Origin of the sequence: Lonsdalea iberica, assembly GCF_002111585.1 — a bacterium.
Lineage (GTDB): Bacteria > Pseudomonadota > Gammaproteobacteria > Enterobacterales > Enterobacteriaceae > Lonsdalea > Lonsdalea iberica.
The window spans coordinates 1-17343 of sequence record NZ_LUTP01000006.1 but is presented as its reverse complement, the minus strand read 5'-3'; the positions used below and the strand labels follow the sequence as shown (position 1 = coordinate 17343).

The following is a 17343-nucleotide window of genomic DNA, read 5'->3' as shown; positions in this document are numbered from 1 at the left end:
TTATGGAATTGCTTAAAGCCGAGTTGAGTGCGGTATTAGGGGAACCTCTTAGCCGCGTTGAACGTATTAGTGAACAACCGTATGCACATCTGTACGCCATGTATGACAAGGAAGGTCACGCGATTCCGTTGTTGGTCAAAAGCTATGTATGTCAGGGCGTCGCTCAGCAGGAGGCCTACAAGCTGAGCATGCTGTCGCGTGAAGGCGACGTGCGGGTGCCGACCGTTTACGGGATGGTGATGAGTCAGCATCCGTCGCATAAGGAGTTATTGCTGCTGGAGCGGCTGCGCGGCGTGCCGGTCGAAACGCCGACCCGAACGCCACCGCGCTGGGAGTCTCTTATGGAGCAGATCGTGGACAGCGTCCTGGCCTGGCATCGTATTGACAGCCACGGCTGCGTTGGGTCGGTCGATAGCATTCAGGAAAACAGCTGGCCCAACTGGTACGCCCAGCGGCTGGAGGTACTGTGGTCGACGCTGATGCTGGTGCAGACCCCGCTGCTGACGCGGGAAGACAGGGCGCTGCTGTTCCGATCTCGTCAGGCGCTACCCGCGCTATTCCGGGACTTTAACGATCCCTGCGTGCTGGTGCACGGCAACCTGTCGCTGCGCAGCATGTTGAAGGATAGCCGCAGCGATCAACTGCTGGCGATGATCAATCCGGGCATGATGTTGTGGGCGCCGCGCGAATACGAGCTGTTCCGGTTGTGTGACGAAGGGATGGCGGAACAACTGCTGTACCATTATTTGCGTCGTGCGCCGGTGTCAGAAACCTTTGTTTCCCGACGCTGGCTTTACGTCGTGTGGGCTGCCGTATCTCGCTATATTCATACCGGTCGGTTAGACCGGGAGGTGTTCGACCGGGCGTCGCGCGAGCTGCTGCCCTGGTTGGACTAGTCCGTCGTCGCCTGCGTTCCTCTGATCTTCTGCCACAGGCCGCCCAACGTTTCATACCATGCCCGCTCGCTGTGCGAGAGATACAGCGCTGACGGGAACAGCTTTTCCCACGGATTCAGCGGCGAAGTGATCGCCAATTGATTTGCCGGCGCGGGGATGGGGTGCAGCCCCTGGCCCTCGAAAAAGCGCATGGCGCGCGGCAGATGATTGGCGGATGTCACTAGCAGGAAAGGCTGTTGTCCCACCCATCGCGCCGTACCGGCCGCCTCCTCCGAGGTATCACGCGCCGTTCCTACCTGCAGAATATCTTCCGCCGGAACGCCGAGGCTCTCCGCCACGCGCGCGGCCGTGCTGGCGCTGGTGACCGGATTGCCTTTCGCCGCCGCGCCGGTGAAGATCAATTTGGCGCCGGGATTGGCATGGTACAGACGAATCCCCTCGGTCACGCGCGCCAGGCTATTGCCCACCAGATTTGAACTGGGCGCCCAGTCGGGATTGAAGGTGTAGCCGCCGCCGAGGACGACGATAAAGCCGACCCGCTGTTGACCGGGCTGCCAGGTGGGATAGCGGGATTCCAACGGGAGCAACAGCCGATCCGCCACCGGCTGCAGGCTGATCAAGGCCAACATTAGCCAGCCCACGGTCAGGACGACGCGCCCGGTCTTCTGGCGGGGGGTGAACCACAGCAGCAGAAGCGCGATGCCCATTAATAACAGTAAAAGCGGCAGCGGCTGTAGCAGGCTGCCAACATACTTTTTGAGGTCAAACAGCATAAAATAGCATCCAGGTTGAGTGAAAAAGCGCCATCCAGGCGGAGAACGTGGTCTCAGGCGATTCATTCTATGCCAGCCTGTGCCAAAATGTCAGATTAGGAGCGAGTCGGCGCATTGTGGATGCGCCGTCATCAATTGCGTGGAACTCGTGGAATGCAGGATCGTAACTTTAACGATATCGCTGAAAAATTTGCCCGCAATATCTACGGCACCACCAAAGGGAAATTGCGTCAGGCCGTGCTGTGGCAGGATCTGGAAACCTTGCTGGCCCGTCTTCCGCAACGACCCTTGGTCATTGTGGATGCCGGCGGCGGTGAAGGTCATATGGCCTGCCGCTTGGCTGCTTTAGGACACCAGGTCTTGTTGTGCGATGTGTCCGATGAGATGATTCGGCGGGCGCAGGCTGCCGCCGAGGCCCAAGGTCTCACGGATCGTCTGCGTGTCGTACATTGCGCAGCACAGGATATCGCCCTATATATGGATCGGCCCGCCGATCTGGTATTGTTTCACGCGGTGTTGGAGTGGGTGGCTGAACCCCAGCCGGTATTAAGCGCGCTGACGGACTGTCTGGCGCCGGGTGGCGCGTTATCGCTGATGTTTTATAACCATCATGCCTTTTTGATGCGCAACATGGTGCTGGGAAACTTTGGTTATGTCGACGTCGCATGCCGAAACGCAAGCGGCGTTCTTTGTCCCCTGACCATCCGCTGAATCCGGAAGAGGTCTACCTGTGGCTGTCCGCACTAGGCCTGACGATCAGCGGCAAAACCGGGATCCGGGTATTTCACGATTATTTGCGGGACAAGCAAAAACAGATTGACGAATTTGACACTCTGCTGGCGCTCGAGCAGCGCTATTGCCGGCAGGAGCCTTTTGTCAGCCTGGGGCGTTACATCCACGTTATGGCGCATAAGCCCCTTTTAAAGGATGCATTATGAGTGATTTTTCCCAGACCGTACCCGAACTGGTCGCCTGGGCTAGAAAAAACGACTTTTCGATTTCGCTGCCGACGGAAAGGCTGGCGTTTTTGCTGTCGATTGCCACGCTCAACGGCGAACGCATGGACGGCGAGATGAGTGAGGGCGAACTGGTGGACGCGTTCCGTCACGTTAGCCAGGGATTTGAACAAACCCACGAAACTATTGCTCAACGCGCCAACAACGCGATCAACGATCTGGTGCGACAGCGCCTATTGAACCGGTTCACCAGCGAGCTGGCCGACGGCAATGCCATCTACCGACTGACGCCGCTCGGCATCGGAATCACGGACTACTATATTCGTCAGCGCGAGTTTTCCGCGCTACGTCTCTCCATGCAGCTCTCCATCGTCGCCCAGGAACTGGGCCGGGCCGCAGAAGCGGCGGAAGAGGGCGGAGACGAATTTCACTGGCACCGCAATGTCTTCGCGCCGCTGAAGTATTCGGTGGCGGAAATCTTCGACAGCATCGATCTGACTCAGCGCATCATGGATGAACAGCAGCAAGGGGTGAAAGAGAATATCGCCGGGCTGCTGACGCAGGATTGGCGCGCGGCCATCAGCAACTGTGAACAGTTGCTGACCGAAACCTCCGACACTCTGCGCGAGCTGCAGGATACGCTGGAAGCCGCGGGCGACAAGCTCCAAGCCAATCTGTTGCGCATTCAGGACGCGACGCTCGGCAACGACACGCTGGGATTCGTCGATAACCTGGTCTTCGACCTGCAAGGCAAGCTGGACCGCATCATTAGTTGGGGACAGCAGACCATCGACCTCTGGATCGGCTATGACCGACACGTCCATAAATTTATTCGTACCGCCATCGATATGGATAAAAACCGCGTTTTCTCGCAGCGGTTGCGCCAGTCGGTGCAGACCTATTTCGACCAGCCGTGGGCATTGACACACGCCAACGCCGACAGGCTGTTGGATATGCGTGACGAAGAGCTGGCGCTGCGTAGCGATGAAGTCACCGGGGAACTGCCGCCGGAGCTGGAATATGAAGAGTTCAGCGAGATGCGTGAGCAGGTTGCCGCTTTGGTGGAGCAAGCGTTGGAAAAATACAAGCAGCAGCGCATTCCGCTGTCTCTGAGTGAGGTGATGCGCGACTATCTGGCGCAATATCCTCGCTCCCGGCAATTTGACGTTGCCAGAATTGTGGTCGACCAGGCCGTGCGTCTGGGCGTAGCCGAAGCCGATTTTACCGGATTGCCTGCGCAATGGCAGGCAATCAATGATTACGGAGCCAAGGTACAGGCCCATGTCATCGACAAATATTGAACCGATTATTACGGCCAAACTCATGGCCGCGCTGTCCAACGCGCAGTTTCCGGCGTTAGACAGCCAACTGCGCGCTGGGCGCCATATCGGCGTTGAAGAGCTGGATAACCACGCCCTGCTGATGGATTTTCAGGAGGAGCTGGAGTTTTTCTACAGCCGCTACAACGTAGAACTGATTCGCGCGCCGGAGGGCTTTTTCTACCTGCGTCCGCGTTCGACGACGCTGATCCCGCGCTCCGTCCTGTCGGAGCTGGATATGATGGTGGGAAAAATCCTCTGTTATCTCTATCTCAGCCCTGAACGTCTCGCGCATGAGGGCATTTTCAGCCAGCAGGACCTCTACGACGAGCTGATGAGCCTGGCGGATGAAAACAAACTGCTGAAGCTGGTCAATCAGCGTTCCACCGGTTCGGATCTGGACCGTCAGAAACTGCAGGAAAAAGTACGCACCTCGCTGAACCGTCTGCGTCGACTGGGCATGATCTACTTCATGGGCAGCGACAACAGCAAATTCCGCATTACCGAGGCGGTGTTCCGCTTCGGCGCCGACGTGCGCAGCGGCGACGACCCGCGTGAGGCGCAGCTGCGCATGATCCGCGATGGCGAAGCCATGCCGCTGGAAAGCAGCCTGTCGCTGGATGACAGTGACGACGGAGAGTCAAGCGGCGATAACCCGAGTGTTGAGGATGAACAGGAATGATTGAACGCGGTAAATTTCGCTCACTGACGCTGGTTAACTGGAACGGTTTCTTCGCCCGTACTTTCGACCTGGATGAACTGGTCACCACGCTGTCGGGCGGTAACGGCGCCGGGAAGTCCACCACGATGGCGGCCTTCGTCACCGCGCTGATCCCCGACCTGACCCTGCTGCACTTTCGTAATACCACCGAGGCAGGGGCGACCTCCGGCTCTCGCGATAAAGGCTTGCATGGCAAGCTGCGCGCCGGGGTGTGCTATTCCATTCTTGATGTGGTGAACTCTCGTCACCAGCGCGTGCTGGTGGGCGTACGCTTGCAGCAGGTCGCCGGCCGCGACCGCAAGGTGGATATCAAGCCCTTCACCATTCAGGGGCTGCCGACCACCGTCGCGCCGACAGAAATTCTGACCCAGACGGTAGGCGAGCGTCAGGCGCGCGTGCTGACGTTGCCGGAGCTGAAAGAGCGTCTCGAAGAGATCGACGGGGTCCAGTTCAAGCAGTTCAACTCTATCACCGACTACCACTCGCTGATGTTCGATTTGGGAATTGTGCCGCGGCGGCTGCGCTCTGCGTCCGACCGCAGCAAATTCTATCGTCTGATCGAAGCGTCGCTGTATGGCGGAATTTCCAGTGCCATCACCCGCTCGCTTCGCGACTATCTGCTGCCGGAAAATAGCGGCGTCCGCAAGGCGTTTCAGGATATGGAAGCCGCGCTGCGTGAAAACCGCATGACGCTTGAAGCGATTCGCGTCACCCAGTCTGACCGCGATCTGTTCAAGCACCTGATTTCTGAAGCCACCTCCTATGTGGCGGCAGACTACATGCGGCACGCCAATGATCGACGCATTCATCTGGACGGTGCGCTGACGCTGCGCCGTGACCTATTCGGCAGCCGCAAGCAGCTGTCGACCGAGCAGTACCGCCACGTGGAAATGTCGCGCGAGCTCCAAGAGCACAGCGGCGCAGAAAGCGATCTCGAAACTGACTATCAGTCTGCCAGCGACCATTTGAGTCTGGTGCAGACGGCAATGCGTCAGCAGGAAAAAATTGAGCGCTACAGCGGCGATCTGGAAGAGCTGAGTGACAAGCTTGAAGAACAGAACGAAATCGTGGCGGAAGCGCACGATCAGCAAGAAGAAAATCAGGAGCGCGCCGACGCGGCGGAGCAGGAAGTTGATGAGCTGAAAAGTCAGCTGGCGGACTACCAGCAGGCGCTGGATGCGCAGCAAACGCGCGCCATTCAGTATCAACAGGCGCAGCAGGCGCTGGAGCGCGCCCGCGCGCTCTGTCAGCAGCCGGATCTCACGCCGGAAAACGCCGATGACTGGCTGGACACGTTCCACGCCCGCGAGCAGGAAGCCACCGAACTGCTGCTGATGCTGGAGCAGAAATTGAGCGTGGCGGACGCGGCGCACAGCCAATACGAACAGGCCTATCAGTTGGTGACCCGCGTGGCAGGCGTGGTCAGCCGCAGCGAGGCCTGGCAGGTCGCGAAAGAACTCTTGCGCGACAGCTCCTCCCAGCGTTATCAGGCAGAACGCGTGCAGCCTCTGCGTATGCGCTTGTCCGAACTGGAACAGCGTCTGCGGGAACAGCAGGATGCTGAACGTCTGCTGCAGGACTTTGCCAAGCGCAACGGTCAGGAGTATCAGCCGGAAGAACTTGAGGGCGTGCAGCAGGCGATTGACGCGCAGATCGAAGAATTGGCCGGACTGGTGGCGGAAGCCGGCGAACGCCGTATGGCGTTGCGTCAGGAGCTGGATCAGATCCAGCAGCGTATCCAGCAACTGACGGCCCGCGCGCCGGTATGGCTGGCGGCGCAGGAAACGCTGTCCCAGCTCAGCGAACAGAGCGGGGAAAACTTCGAGGACAGTCGTCAGGTCACGGAATGCATGCAGCAGCTGCTGGAGCGCGAGCGCGAAACCACCGTCGAACGCGATGAAGTGGCGGCCCGCAAGCGTGAAGTCGAAGCGCAGATCGAACGGCTCAGTCAGCCGGGCGGTTCGGAAGATCAGCGCCTGAACGCGCTGGCGGAGCGTTTTGGCGGGGTATTGTTGTCGGAGATCTACGACGATGTCACGCTGGACGACGCACCGTACTTCTCCGCGCTGTATGGCCCGTCGCGTCACGCGATTGTCGTGGCGGATCTCTCGCTGGTGCGCGAACAGCTTTCCGGTTTGGAAGATTGTCCGGAAGATCTCTACCTGATCGAGGGCGATCCGCAGTCGTTCGATGACAGCGTGTTCGAAGTGGAAGAGCTGGAAAAAGCGGTCGTTGTGAAGATCGCCGACCGTCAGTGGCGTTACTCGCGCTTCCCGTCCGTGCCCTTGTTTGGCCGCGCCGCGCGCGAACAGCGTCTGGAAAGTCTGCGCAGCGAACGCGACGTCCTGTCAGAGCAGTACGCCACGCTGTCGTTCGACGTTCAAAAAACACAGCGCCTGCATCAGGCGTTCAGCCGCTTTATCGGCGCGCATCTGGCCGTGGCGTTCGATGACGATCCGGAAGAGGACATTCGCCAGCTCAACAGCCGTCGCGGCGAGTTAGAGCGGGCCATCAGCAATTTCGACAATGAAAATCAGCAGCAGCGTCAGCAGTATGAGCAGGCGAAAGAGAACACGACGTTGCTGAACCGCCTGATCCCGCGTATTAGCCTGTTGTGTGACGACGCGTTGGCCGATCGCGTGGATGAGATCCGCGAGGAGCTTGACGAGGCGGAGGATGCCGCGCGTTTCATTCAGCAACACGGCGCGACATTGGCGCAGCTGGAGCCGCTGGTCAGCGTCTTGCAGAACGACCCGCAGCAGCATGAACAGTTGCAGGCGGATTATACGCAGGCGCAGAGCGCGCAGCGTCTCGCCAAGCAGCAAGCCTTCGCGTTGACCGAAGTGGTGCAGCGCCGCGCGCACTTTAGCTATACCGATTCCGCGAGCATGCTGAATGCCGACGCCGACCTCAACGACAAGCTGCGTCAGCGGCTGGAGCAGGCCGAAACCGAGCGCACCCGCGCGCGTGAACAACTGCGCCAGCATCAGGCTCAGTTGACGCAGTACAGCCAGCTACAGGCGTCGCTGAAAAGCGCCTATGACGCCAAGCGCGACATGCTGAAAGAGTTGACCCAGGAACTGACGGAGATCGGGGTGCGTGCGGATGCAGAGTCCGAAGCCCGCGCCCGTCAGCGTCGCGACGAACTGCATGCAGCGTTGAGCAACAACCGTGCTCGTCGTAACCAGTTGGAAAAACAGCTGACCTTCTGCGAAGCCGAAATGGATGCCTTGCAGAAGAAACTGCGCAAGCTGGAGCGCGACTACCATGTGATGCGTGAACAGGTGGTGACCGCCAAGTCGGGCTGGTGCTCCGTCATGCGCCTGGTGCGCGACAACGGCATGGAGCGTCGGCTGCATCGCCGAGAACTGGCTTACATGAGCGGTGACGAGCTGCGTTCTATGTCGGATAAGGCGCTGGGCGCGCTGCGTCAGGCGGTGGCGGACAACGAACATCTGCGCGATGTGTTGCGTCTGTCCGAAGATCCCAAACGGCCGGAACGCAAAATCCAGTTCTACATCGCGGTCTATCAGCACCTGCGCGAGCGCATCCGTCAGGACATTATCCGTACCGATGACCCGGTGGAAGCCATCGAACAGATGGAGATCGAGCTGAACCGTCTGACGGAAGAGCTGACGTCGCGCGAGAAAACGCTGGCGATCAGCTCCCGCAGCGTAGCCAACATCATTCGCAAAACCATTCAGCGCGAGCAGAATCGTATTCGCATGCTGAACCAGGGGCTGCAGGCGGTGGCGTTCGGTCAGGTCAACAGCGTCCGTTTGAACGTGAACGTGCGTGAAACGCATACCACGCTCCTGAACGTGTTGTCCGAACAGCAGGAGATGCATCAGGATCTGTTTAGCAGCAACCGTCTGACCTTCTCGGAAGCATTGGCAAAACTCTATCAGCGTCTGAATCCGGAAATCGATTTGGGCCAGCGCGCGCCGCAAACCATCGGCGAGGAGCTGCTGGATTACCGCAACTACCTGGAAATGGAAGTGGAAGTCAATCGTGGCACCGACGGCTGGCTGCGTGCGGAGAGCGGGGCGCTGTCGACCGGGGAGGCCATTGGTACCGGGATGTCCATTCTGGTCATGGTGGTGCAGAGCTGGGAAGAAGAGTCTAAACGGCTGCGTGGGAAAGATATCTCGCCTTGTCGTCTGCTGTTCCTCGATGAAGCGGCGCGTCTGGATGCCAAGTCCATCGCCACGCTATTCGAGCTGTGTGAACGGCTGGAAATGCAGCTGATCATCGCAGCGCCGGAGAACATCAGCCCAGAGAAAGGCACTACCTATAAGCTGGTCCGTAAGGTCTACCAAAACCACGAGCATGTGCATGTGGTGGGACTGCGCGGCTTCGCCAGCGAGACCGAAGAGAGTGTGGCGGCACCGACGACCTAGCGCGGCGTCTGCTTAAAGGCGATCTCCGCTGCGGCGGCGATCGCCTGTTGTTCTCTTTCTGATTATTCGTCTTGATGCGGGTCGATCCCTCTTCAGTGTGACACGCTATCTATGCCTTCCCACTTCCCACTTCCCACTTCCCACTTCCCACTTCCCACTTCCCACTTCCCACTTCCCACTTCCCACTTCCCACTTCTGTGATCATTGCGGGCTTATCTTTATCGTCCTCACATCCACGGCTGACGCCGATAACTGCCTGCCAAAATCGGCGTGGTGACAACGTCACTTATTTTTGCTCATCAATCCGCTAAGGGGGCACGGCTGCAGAGCGAAAACAGGAAATCGCGCATCCTGATTTCGTCAGGCATCACGCTTCGTCGCGCTCCACGGGAGGGATGAGGTTCTCGCCGGTTTTTTTGACCACTTTTTGTCAGTTATATGCCACGATTCAAAGAAAGCCTACATGAAACAGGCTAAGGTCACTGCACAAAAAACTGGCGGCCTCCGGGTATGTACGCATTTAATTTGGTGTTACTGCTGTTGCAGCAAATGTGTGTGTTTTTAGTCATCGCCTGGTTGATGAGTAAAACGCGTCTGTTTATTCCCCTGATCCAAATCACGGTGCGGTTGCCGCACAAGCTGCTCTGTTACGTCACCTTCTCGATGTTCTGCATTATGGGAACCTATCTGGGTCTGCATATTGACGATTCGATCGCCAACACGCGCGCTATCGGCGCCGTTATGGGCGGATTACTGGGCGGGCCGGTGGTCGGCGGACTGGTTGGCCTGACCGGCGGCCTGCATCGTTACGCCATGGGGGGGATGACTGCGTTCAGCTGCATGATTTCCACCATTACCGAAGGGCTGTTGGGCGGACTGGTGCACACTGTGTTGATTCGGCGAGGGCGCAGCGACAGCCTGTTTAGCCCATTCACCGCGGGGGCGATAACGCTGGTCGCCGAGCTGACGCAGATGGCGATCATCCTGCTGCTAGCCCGCCCGTTTCAGGAAGCGTTGCAGCTGGTTCAAAACATCGCCGCGCCTATGATGGTGACCAACACTGTCGGCGCGGCGATGTTTATGCGTATCCTGCTGGATAAGCGTGCGATGTTTGAAAAATACACCTCGGCATTTTCCGCCACGGCGCTGCGGGTGGCGGCCTCGACCGAGGGAATATTGCGGCAGGGCTTCAACGAAGAGAACAGCACCAAGGTAGCGCAGGTGCTGTTCCAGGAGCTGGATATCGGCGCGGTGGCGATCACTGACCGGGAGAAGCTGCTGGCGTTTACCGGCATCGGCGACGACCACCATTTGCCGGGCAAGCCCATCTCCTCCGACTATACCTGGCGTGCGCTGGAAACCGGCGAGGTCGTGTACGCGGATGGCAACGAAACGCCGTACCGCTGCTCGCTCCATCCGCAGTGCAAACTAGGCTCAACGCTGGTGATCCCATTGCGCGGCGAGAACCAGTGCGTCATCGGGACGATTAAGCTCTATGAAGCCAAACATCGTCTGTTCAGCTCCATCAATCGGACGTTAGGCGAGGGGATCGCGCAGTTGCTGTCGGCGCAAATCCTCGCCGGCAAATATGAAGATCAGAAGGTGCTGCTGGCCCAGTCAGAGATCAAACTGCTGCATGCGCAGGTGAATCCGCATTTTCTGTTTAACGCGCTCAATACCCTGATGGCCGTCATCCGCCACGACAGCGACAAAGCCGGTCAGCTAGTGCAGTATCTGTCGACCTTCTTTCGCAAAAATCTCAAGCGCTCGACGGAGATCGTCACGCTGGCCGACGAGCTGGATCACGTTAACGCCTACCTGCAAATTGAAAAGGCGCGATTTCAGTCGCGGCTGAACGTCCAGTTGAACGTCCCGGATGAACTGTCGATGCAAAAGCTGCCCGCGTTTACGTTGCAGCCCATTGTGGAAAATGCCATCAAGCACGGCACCTCGCAGCTGCTGGGCGTGGGACAAATCACGATCCAAGCCAGCCAGGAGGGGGGATATCTGATTTTGGCGATAGAAGATAATGCCGGTCTTTATCAGTCCAGCCAGAGCAGTACCGGACTGGGGATGAGTTTGGTGGATAAGCGCCTGCGAGCGCGCTTTGGCGACAGTTATGGTCTGACCGTCACCTGTGAACCGGATTGGTTTACCCGCATCATCCTGCGGCTGCCTTTGGAGGAGCGTCTATGTTGAAAGTGTTGATTGTCGACGATGAACCGCTGGCGAGGGAAAACCTGCGTGTGCTACTGCAAAAGGAGAGCGATATTGAGATTGTCGGCGAGTGCGCCAACGCGGTGGAAGCCCTCGGCGCCGTTCATGCTCTAAGGCCCGACGTCATGTTCCTCGACATTCAAATGCCGCGCATCAGCGGTCTGGAGATGGTGGGAATGCTCGACGATCAATTCCGGCCATACACGGTATTCCTGACCGCATTCGATGAATACGCGGTCAAGGCATTCGAAGAGCATGCGTTTGATTACCTGCTCAAACCTATCGAATCCCCGCGGTTACAGAAAACGCTGACGCGTTTGCGACAGGAACGACAGGAGCAGGATATTTCCGTGCTATCCGACCAACAGCCGCCGCTCAAATTCATTCCCTGCAACGGTCGCGGTCGTATCTATCTACTGCAGATGGAGGACGTGGCCTACGTCAGCAGTCGCATGAGTGGTGTTTTTGTCGCCAGCCACGGCGGCCGGGAAGGGTTCACTGACCTAACGCTGCGGACGCTGGAAAACCGCACGCCGCTGCTGCGCTGTCACCGGCAATATCTGGTCAATATGGCCCACTTGAGTGAAATCCGTCTGGAGGACAACGGCCAGGCGGAGCTGCTGCTGCGTGATGGTCAAACCGTGCCGGTCAGCCGCCGCTATCTCAAAAACCTGAAGGAAACGCTGGGGCTGTGAGTCGAAAAATGCCGCGCAACGGTGCCCGTGATGCGGCTTATTGCGGTCTCAGGGCTTCGAAGGCCTGGCGGATATTCTGTTCTGGCAGTTGCACGCCGATAAAAATCAGCGTGCTTCGCCGCTTCTCCTCGGGCAGCCATTCGCGATCCCAATCGGCGTTGTACAAGCGTTGTACGCCCTGAAATAGCAGACAGCGAGGCTGATCCTCAATCCACAGCATGCCTTTGTAGCGCAGTAGGTTATCGGTAAAGCCAACCAGCAAACCCTCCATGACGTTAGATACGGCATCCAGCGCGACCGGGTAGTCGAGCGTCACGACGATGGAGGCGATATCATCCGGCTTGCCGGGGGCGAAATGGTAAATCGGCTTGACGGCGACCACGCGTTCGTCGAGCAGGAAGCCGCGGGTGTTGAACAGGTGCGACAGATCAATATCACCCTGCGTGACCGGGTAGATCGGCGCGCGGGCGTTGATTCTGCCAAGCGCTCGGTCAGCGCCGAGTGGTCGCCCGACAGGTCGGTTTTGGTCAACAGCAGTCGGTCGGCATAGCCGACCTGCGATTGCGCCAGCGGGAAGCGATCCAGCTGGTCATCGGCGTGCACCGCGTCCACCAGCGTGATGACGCCGTCCAGCAAATAGCGCTCACACAGTATTTCATGCGAGAAAAAAGTGTGAATGATCGGGCCTGGGTCGGCCATGCCGGTGCACTCGATCATCAGCCTGTCGAAGGCAATGTCGCCTTTGTCCCGACCGTCGAGCAGATCGAGCAGCGCATCTTCCAGTTCGTTGGAACGCGTACAGCAAATGCAGCCGTTGCTCAGCGTTTTGATTTGCGTAGCGCGGTCGCCGATAAGCTGGTCATCGAAGGCGACATCACCAAACTCGTTTTCAATGACGGCGATGCTCAAGCCGTGGGGGGCATTAAGGATATGGCGCAGCAGGGTGGTTTTGCCCGCGCCCAGGAAACCGGTTAATACCGTAACGGGAATGGGGGTCGTCATCATGATTCTCCTTTGGGTCAGCAGCAGCGCATGCCGCCTTTACCGTCGCCGCCGTAGCGCGCCTGTTGACGCTCTCGGAAAAATTCTTCGTAGGTCATGACCGGGCTGTCAGGATGGTTGGTCTGCATATGCGCGACATAGGTTTCATAGTCAGGGATCCCAATCAGCATACGGGCAGCCTGTCCGAGATACTTTGACGCCTTGCCCAATTGATCAAACATCGTATTTTCCTCAGGGTACAGCCCCGCCAAAGCGGGGCTGTGCTGATCATCAATGTCCCGACGAGGTTTTGACGCCGCCTTCTGGGACGGGAACGTACGGCGTTTCCTTGTCCGTCCGCTGATCCGTTTTTCTCGCATTCAGCCAGGTGCGAATACCGTAGAAGATAATACTGTACACCACCACCAGGAAGAGAATGCTCAGGCCGGCGTTGGTGTAGTTGTTGATCACGATGTGATTCATATTTGCGACCTCCTGCGCGGTCAGTTCGCCGCCCGCCAGAATCCGTGCCTTATACTCCCGCGCCATGAACAGGAAACCTTCCATCTGCGGGTTGGTGCTGAACAGTTTCATACCTAGCGCCCAGGTGGTGCATATCAGCAGCCAGGTGGCGGGCACCAGCGGCACCCAGAGATATTGCGTGCGCTTCATTTTCACCAAGACGACGGCGGCCAGCACCAGCGCAACGGCCGCCAGCATCTGGTTGGAAATGCCGAACAGCGGCCATAGGCTCTTCACTCCGCCCAGCGGATCCACTACGCCCTGGTAGAGCAGATAGCCCCACAGCCCCACACAACCGGCCGTACCGACGATACCGGCGGGCAGCGAGTTGGTTTTCTTCAGGAAGGGGATGAAGTTGCCCAGCAGGTCTTGCAGCATGAAGCGGCCGGAACGCGTGCCGGCATCCAACGCGGTCAGAATAAACAGCGCTTCAAACAAAATGCCGAAGTGATACCAGAAGCCCATATCTGCGGCGGGGATGATCTGATGGAACACCAGCGCGATCCCGACCGCCAGCGTCGGTGCGCCGCCTGCGCGGTTCAGAACGGAGGGTTCGCCGATGTCTTTGGCGGTCTGCAGAATCTGTTCCGGCGAGATCACGAACCCCCAGCTGCTGACGGTCGCGGCCGCCTGCGTGGTGACCTCTTGCAACTGCGACAAGACCAGCGGCGCGTTTTCCGTCCCCAATTGGTGCAGGTTCGGCATGACGATGCCAAGACCCGACGGCGGGGTGTTCATCGCGAAGTAAAGGCCCGGCTCAATGATGGACGCGGCCACCAGCGCCATGATGGCGACGAAGGACTCCATCAGCATGGCGCCGTAGCCGATGAACCGCGCATCCGTTTCGCAGGCCAGTAGCTTCGGCGTGGTGCCGGAGGCAATCAGGGCATGGAAGCCGGAGACCGCGCCGCAGGCGATAGTGATGAACAAGAAGGGGAACAACGCGCCTTTCCACAGCGGGCCGGTGCCGTCCACGTATTGGGTGATGGCGGGCATTTTCAGGTCCGGGTTCAGGATCACGATACCGACCGCCAAACCGACGATGACCCCAATCTTCAGGAACGTCGCCAGATAGTCGCGCGGTGCCAGAATCAGCCATACCGGCAGGAGTGCGGAGACGAACGCATAGCCAATCAGCGTGAAGGTGATGGTGGTGTCTTTGAAGGTCAGCGCCGGTCCCCAGAACGGATCGTGCGCAATGATGCCGCCGAACCAGATGGAGGCGACCAGCAGTACGATACCGATGACGGAAACCTCGCCCACTCGGCCCGGACGCAGGAAGCGCATGTAGATACCCATGAACAACGCGATCGGCACCGTCGAGCATACGGTGAACACCCCCCACGGACTTTCCGCCAGCGCTTTCACCACGATCAGCGCCAGCACCGCCAGAATGATAATCATGATCAGGAAACAGCCGAACAGGGCGATGGTGCCCGGTACGCGTCCCATCTCTTCCTTTATCATCTCACCCAGCGACGCGCCGTTACGGCGAGAGGAGATAAACAGCACCATAAAATCTTGTACGGCGCCGGCTAGCACGACGCCAGCCAGCAGCCATAGGGTACCGGGAAGGTAGCCCATCTGCGCCGCCAGAACCGGTCCCACTAACGGTCCGGCGCCCGCGATAGCCGCGAAGTGATGTCCGAACAGCACGTAGCGGTTGGTCGGCACGTAGTTGAGACCGTCATTGTTGATGACGGCGGGCGTCGCGCGCGACGGGTCCAATCTCATGACTTTCTGGGCGATGTATAGGCTGTAATAGCGATACGCCACCAAATAGACGGAGACAGACGCGACGACAATCCACAGCGCGCTGACGTTTTCGCCCCGACGCAGGGCGACGACTGCAAGGCAAAACGCGCCGATGATACCGATGACGACCCAGGGAATATGTTTGAGGAACGTATTATTTTTCATACAAAACCTGCTTGTCAGACGAACCAGTAAAACAGCGAAACGGGCTGCTTTAATAAGGCTGTATGGGTTTTAGGAGTTAGAGAGAAAGCCAGTGTTGATGCTGACGGCTATCGTGGCGAACTTTGCGGCCGGTCGGTGGGATAATTGCGTGAGCGGTGGGATAGCACCCCTAAGCGGTCATGGGCGCGCGCCAGTGGTCTTTATGAGGTTATTGCTGGCTTGAATGTGTGAGGGCGATCCCATAAAAAGGGATAAAAATGATGAGGCAGGTCGCGGGAGGAGTCACAGATCCTGCGACAAAATATCAAAAGTGTTACCAATATCAATTTATCGTTCTTCAGGCTCCGTCGAAGACAGTCGTCGAGTCGGTCAGTGCTTCGCCTGTCTGCTGTATTGGCCGATCGCGCAGCGCTGGCGGACAAGGCTCACCGCTCAGCGTCGGCACCATTCCTACGATGGCCCTTGCCGCGAGCGCGGGGATGGTCGTCACTAGATCGCTGTCTTTTAATAGCCAGGGGATGGCGGCGAAGTGGGTGGTCGACGCCCCGACGGTGCGGCTCAGCCCGCGTTTCGTCCGCTTTTCATCCATTAGACCCCGATACCCGCCGTAGGCGACGATCCCCGTTCGTTGCGGATATACAGCGGGTCGTGATATAGCGTTGTAAGTTGTTTCAAGGCGGCGATCACGGCGAACCGAGTTAACCCGTGTCTGACGCCCGCGCGGCTGGCGCTGCCTTCTTCATACAAGGCCTCAAAGGTTTTCAGTGAATTCAGATCCAGCGTTCCGATAGTAATTTCATTCCTAGTATTGAGCGACGAAGTGGGCTTTTATTCATGTTCGTGTAGTGCCACTCTGAAGCCTATGCCGTCTCATCTGCGAGGCGGCAATCCACCATTGATGACAGGGGAACAGAGTATGGCGAAATCCGTCGTGGCGGCACTGCAACTAGGGTCTTCTCCCGAAGGAAAAGCGGCGACCTTGCAGGAGATATTGGCGTATGAGGACGAGATTGCGCGCAGCGGTTGTGCGCTCGTCGTCATGCCGGAGGCGCTTTTAGGGGGATATCCTAAAGGAGAGATTTTCGGTACCTATTTAGGCTATCGTCTGCCGGAAGGGCGCGAGGCTTATGCACGCTACTACCACAACGCGATCGATCTTAACGGCGAAGAGTGCGAGGCGCTGGCGGGACTCTCCGCACGCACCGGCGCGTCGCTGGTGGTCGGCGCCATCGAACGTGACGGCAATACGCTCTACTGCACCGCACTGTTCTTCACGCCCGAAGGCGGGCTGGTCGGTAAGCATCGCAAGCTGATGCCGACCGGCACTGAGCGATTGATCTGGGGGCAGGGGGACGGTTCGACGCTGAGCGTTGTTAACACGCAGGCCGGTAAAGTCGGCGCGGCGATTTGTTGGGAAAACCATATGCCCGCACTGCGCATGGCCATGTACGGTAAAGGCGTGGAAATCTGGTGCGCGCCGACCGTGGACGAACGCGAGAACTGGCAGGCGTCTATGCGGCACATCGCTCACGAAGGGCGCTGTTTCGTGGTCACCGCTTGTCAAATTCAGGCGTCGCCCGCCGAGTTGGGGATCAGCGTCACGGCCTGGGACGATCACCGCCCGCTGATCAACGGCGGTAGCCTGATTGTCGACCCGATGGGCACCGTGCTGGCGGGCCCGTTCACGGGGACAGCGGGGCTGCTAATGGCGGAAATTGACACTGATGACTTGGTCAAAGCCCGCTACGATATGGACGTCACCGGTCACTATGCTCGCCCGGATGTTTTCTCACTGACGGTCGATGAAACGCCCCGCGCTGCGGTGCGATATAAGAATACGGTGGGGGATGGGACGAACGAACCGAAGAAATAATGCGGTGTGGGAGGTTTTTCGTTAGAAGAAAAGCCTGAATATAAATTCAGGCTTTTTATCTCGGTTCAGC

Annotated in this window: 12 protein-coding genes and 2 pseudogenes; 8 read left to right on the top strand and 6 right to left on the bottom strand. The window is 58.4% G+C overall.

The window, feature by feature from the left end:
- Window positions 1-2 precede the first annotated feature (2 nt).
- Window positions 3-896 (top strand): YcbJ family phosphotransferase, encoded by an 894-nt coding sequence (locus tag AU511_RS03430; protein WP_094108773.1) that lies wholly within the window; start codon window positions 3-5, stop codon window positions 894-896.
- On the opposite strand, the gene elyC is transcribed toward AU511_RS03430, so the two are convergent.
- Window positions 893-1669 carry an envelope biogenesis factor ElyC gene (elyC, locus tag AU511_RS03425; RefSeq protein ID WP_094100409.1) on the bottom strand — a complete coding sequence of 259 codons (777 nt, stop codon included), beginning with the start codon at window positions 1667-1669 and terminating at the stop codon, window positions 893-895. The genes AU511_RS03430 and elyC overlap by 4 nt on opposite strands.
- A 153-nt stretch (window positions 1670-1822) precedes the next feature.
- Here elyC and cmoM point away from each other — a divergent pair.
- The 6 genes and pseudogenes from cmoM (at window position 1823) to btsR (ending at window position 11977) form a co-directional block, all read left to right on the top strand.
- A pseudogene (gene cmoM, locus AU511_RS03420) lies at window positions 1823-2607 on the top strand (tRNA uridine 5-oxyacetic acid(34) methyltransferase CmoM).
- The gene (mukF, locus tag AU511_RS03415) at window positions 2604-3926 is read left to right on the top strand and encodes a chromosome partition protein MukF (RefSeq protein WP_094100410.1); all 1323 of its coding nucleotides are present in this window, start codon (window positions 2604-2606) and stop codon (window positions 3924-3926) included. Before cmoM ends, mukF begins: the two are co-directional and overlap by 4 nt.
- Complete coding sequence (gene mukE / locus AU511_RS03410) at window positions 3907-4626, top strand: chromosome partition protein MukE (RefSeq protein WP_094100411.1); 720 nt, start codon at window positions 3907-3909, stop codon at window positions 4624-4626. Before mukF ends, mukE begins: the two co-directional genes overlap by 20 nt.
- The gene (gene mukB, locus AU511_RS03405; protein WP_094108772.1) at window positions 4623-9065 is read left to right on the top strand and encodes a chromosome partition protein MukB; all 4443 of its coding nucleotides are present in this window, start codon (window positions 4623-4625) and stop codon (window positions 9063-9065) included. The genes mukE and mukB overlap by 4 nt, the downstream gene beginning before the upstream one ends.
- A gap of 510 nt (window positions 9066-9575) precedes the next feature.
- Window positions 9576-11264, top strand: a complete 1689-nt coding sequence (locus AU511_RS03400; protein ID WP_094108771.1) for a sensor histidine kinase — start codon at window positions 9576-9578, stop codon at window positions 11262-11264.
- Entirely contained in the window at window positions 11258-11977 is a 720-nt protein-coding gene (btsR, locus tag AU511_RS03395; protein ID WP_094100414.1) for a two-component system response regulator BtsR, read from the top strand. The genes AU511_RS03400 and btsR overlap by 7 nt, the downstream gene beginning before the upstream one ends.
- 37 nt (window positions 11978-12014) lie before the next feature.
- Here the strand turns inward: btsR and yjiA are convergent.
- The 5 genes and pseudogenes from yjiA to AU511_RS17965 all read right to left on the bottom strand — a co-directional run bounded on the left by yjiA (window position 12015) and on the right by AU511_RS17965 (window position 16165).
- Window positions 12015-12979: pseudogene (gene yjiA / locus AU511_RS03390) on the bottom strand (GTPase).
- 17 nt (window positions 12980-12996) lie between these two features.
- Window positions 12997-13200, bottom strand: coding sequence for a YbdD/YjiX family protein (locus AU511_RS03385; RefSeq protein ID WP_094100416.1), 204 nt, complete (start codon window positions 13198-13200; stop codon window positions 12997-12999).
- A 49-nt stretch (window positions 13201-13249) separates the two neighbouring features.
- Entirely contained in the window at window positions 13250-15400 is a 2151-nt protein-coding gene (locus tag AU511_RS03380) for a carbon starvation CstA family protein (protein ID WP_094108770.1), read from the bottom strand.
- Window positions 15401-15737: 337 nt separating this feature from the next.
- Entirely contained in the window at window positions 15738-15989 is a 252-nt protein-coding gene (locus AU511_RS17525) for a type 2 periplasmic-binding domain-containing protein (protein WP_205756409.1), read from the bottom strand.
- Window positions 15989-16165, bottom strand: a complete 177-nt coding sequence (locus AU511_RS17965) for a helix-turn-helix domain-containing protein (protein WP_420843433.1) — start codon at window positions 16163-16165, stop codon at window positions 15989-15991. The genes AU511_RS17525 and AU511_RS17965 overlap by 1 nt, the downstream gene beginning before the upstream one ends.
- Window positions 16166-16316: 151 nt before the next feature.
- Here AU511_RS17965 and AU511_RS03370 point away from each other — a divergent pair, with 151 nt between their 5' ends.
- Window positions 16317-17273, top strand: coding sequence for a carbon-nitrogen hydrolase family protein (locus AU511_RS03370; protein WP_094108769.1), 957 nt, complete (start codon window positions 16317-16319; stop codon window positions 17271-17273).
- The last annotated feature ends 70 nt before the right edge of the window (window positions 17274-17343 follow it).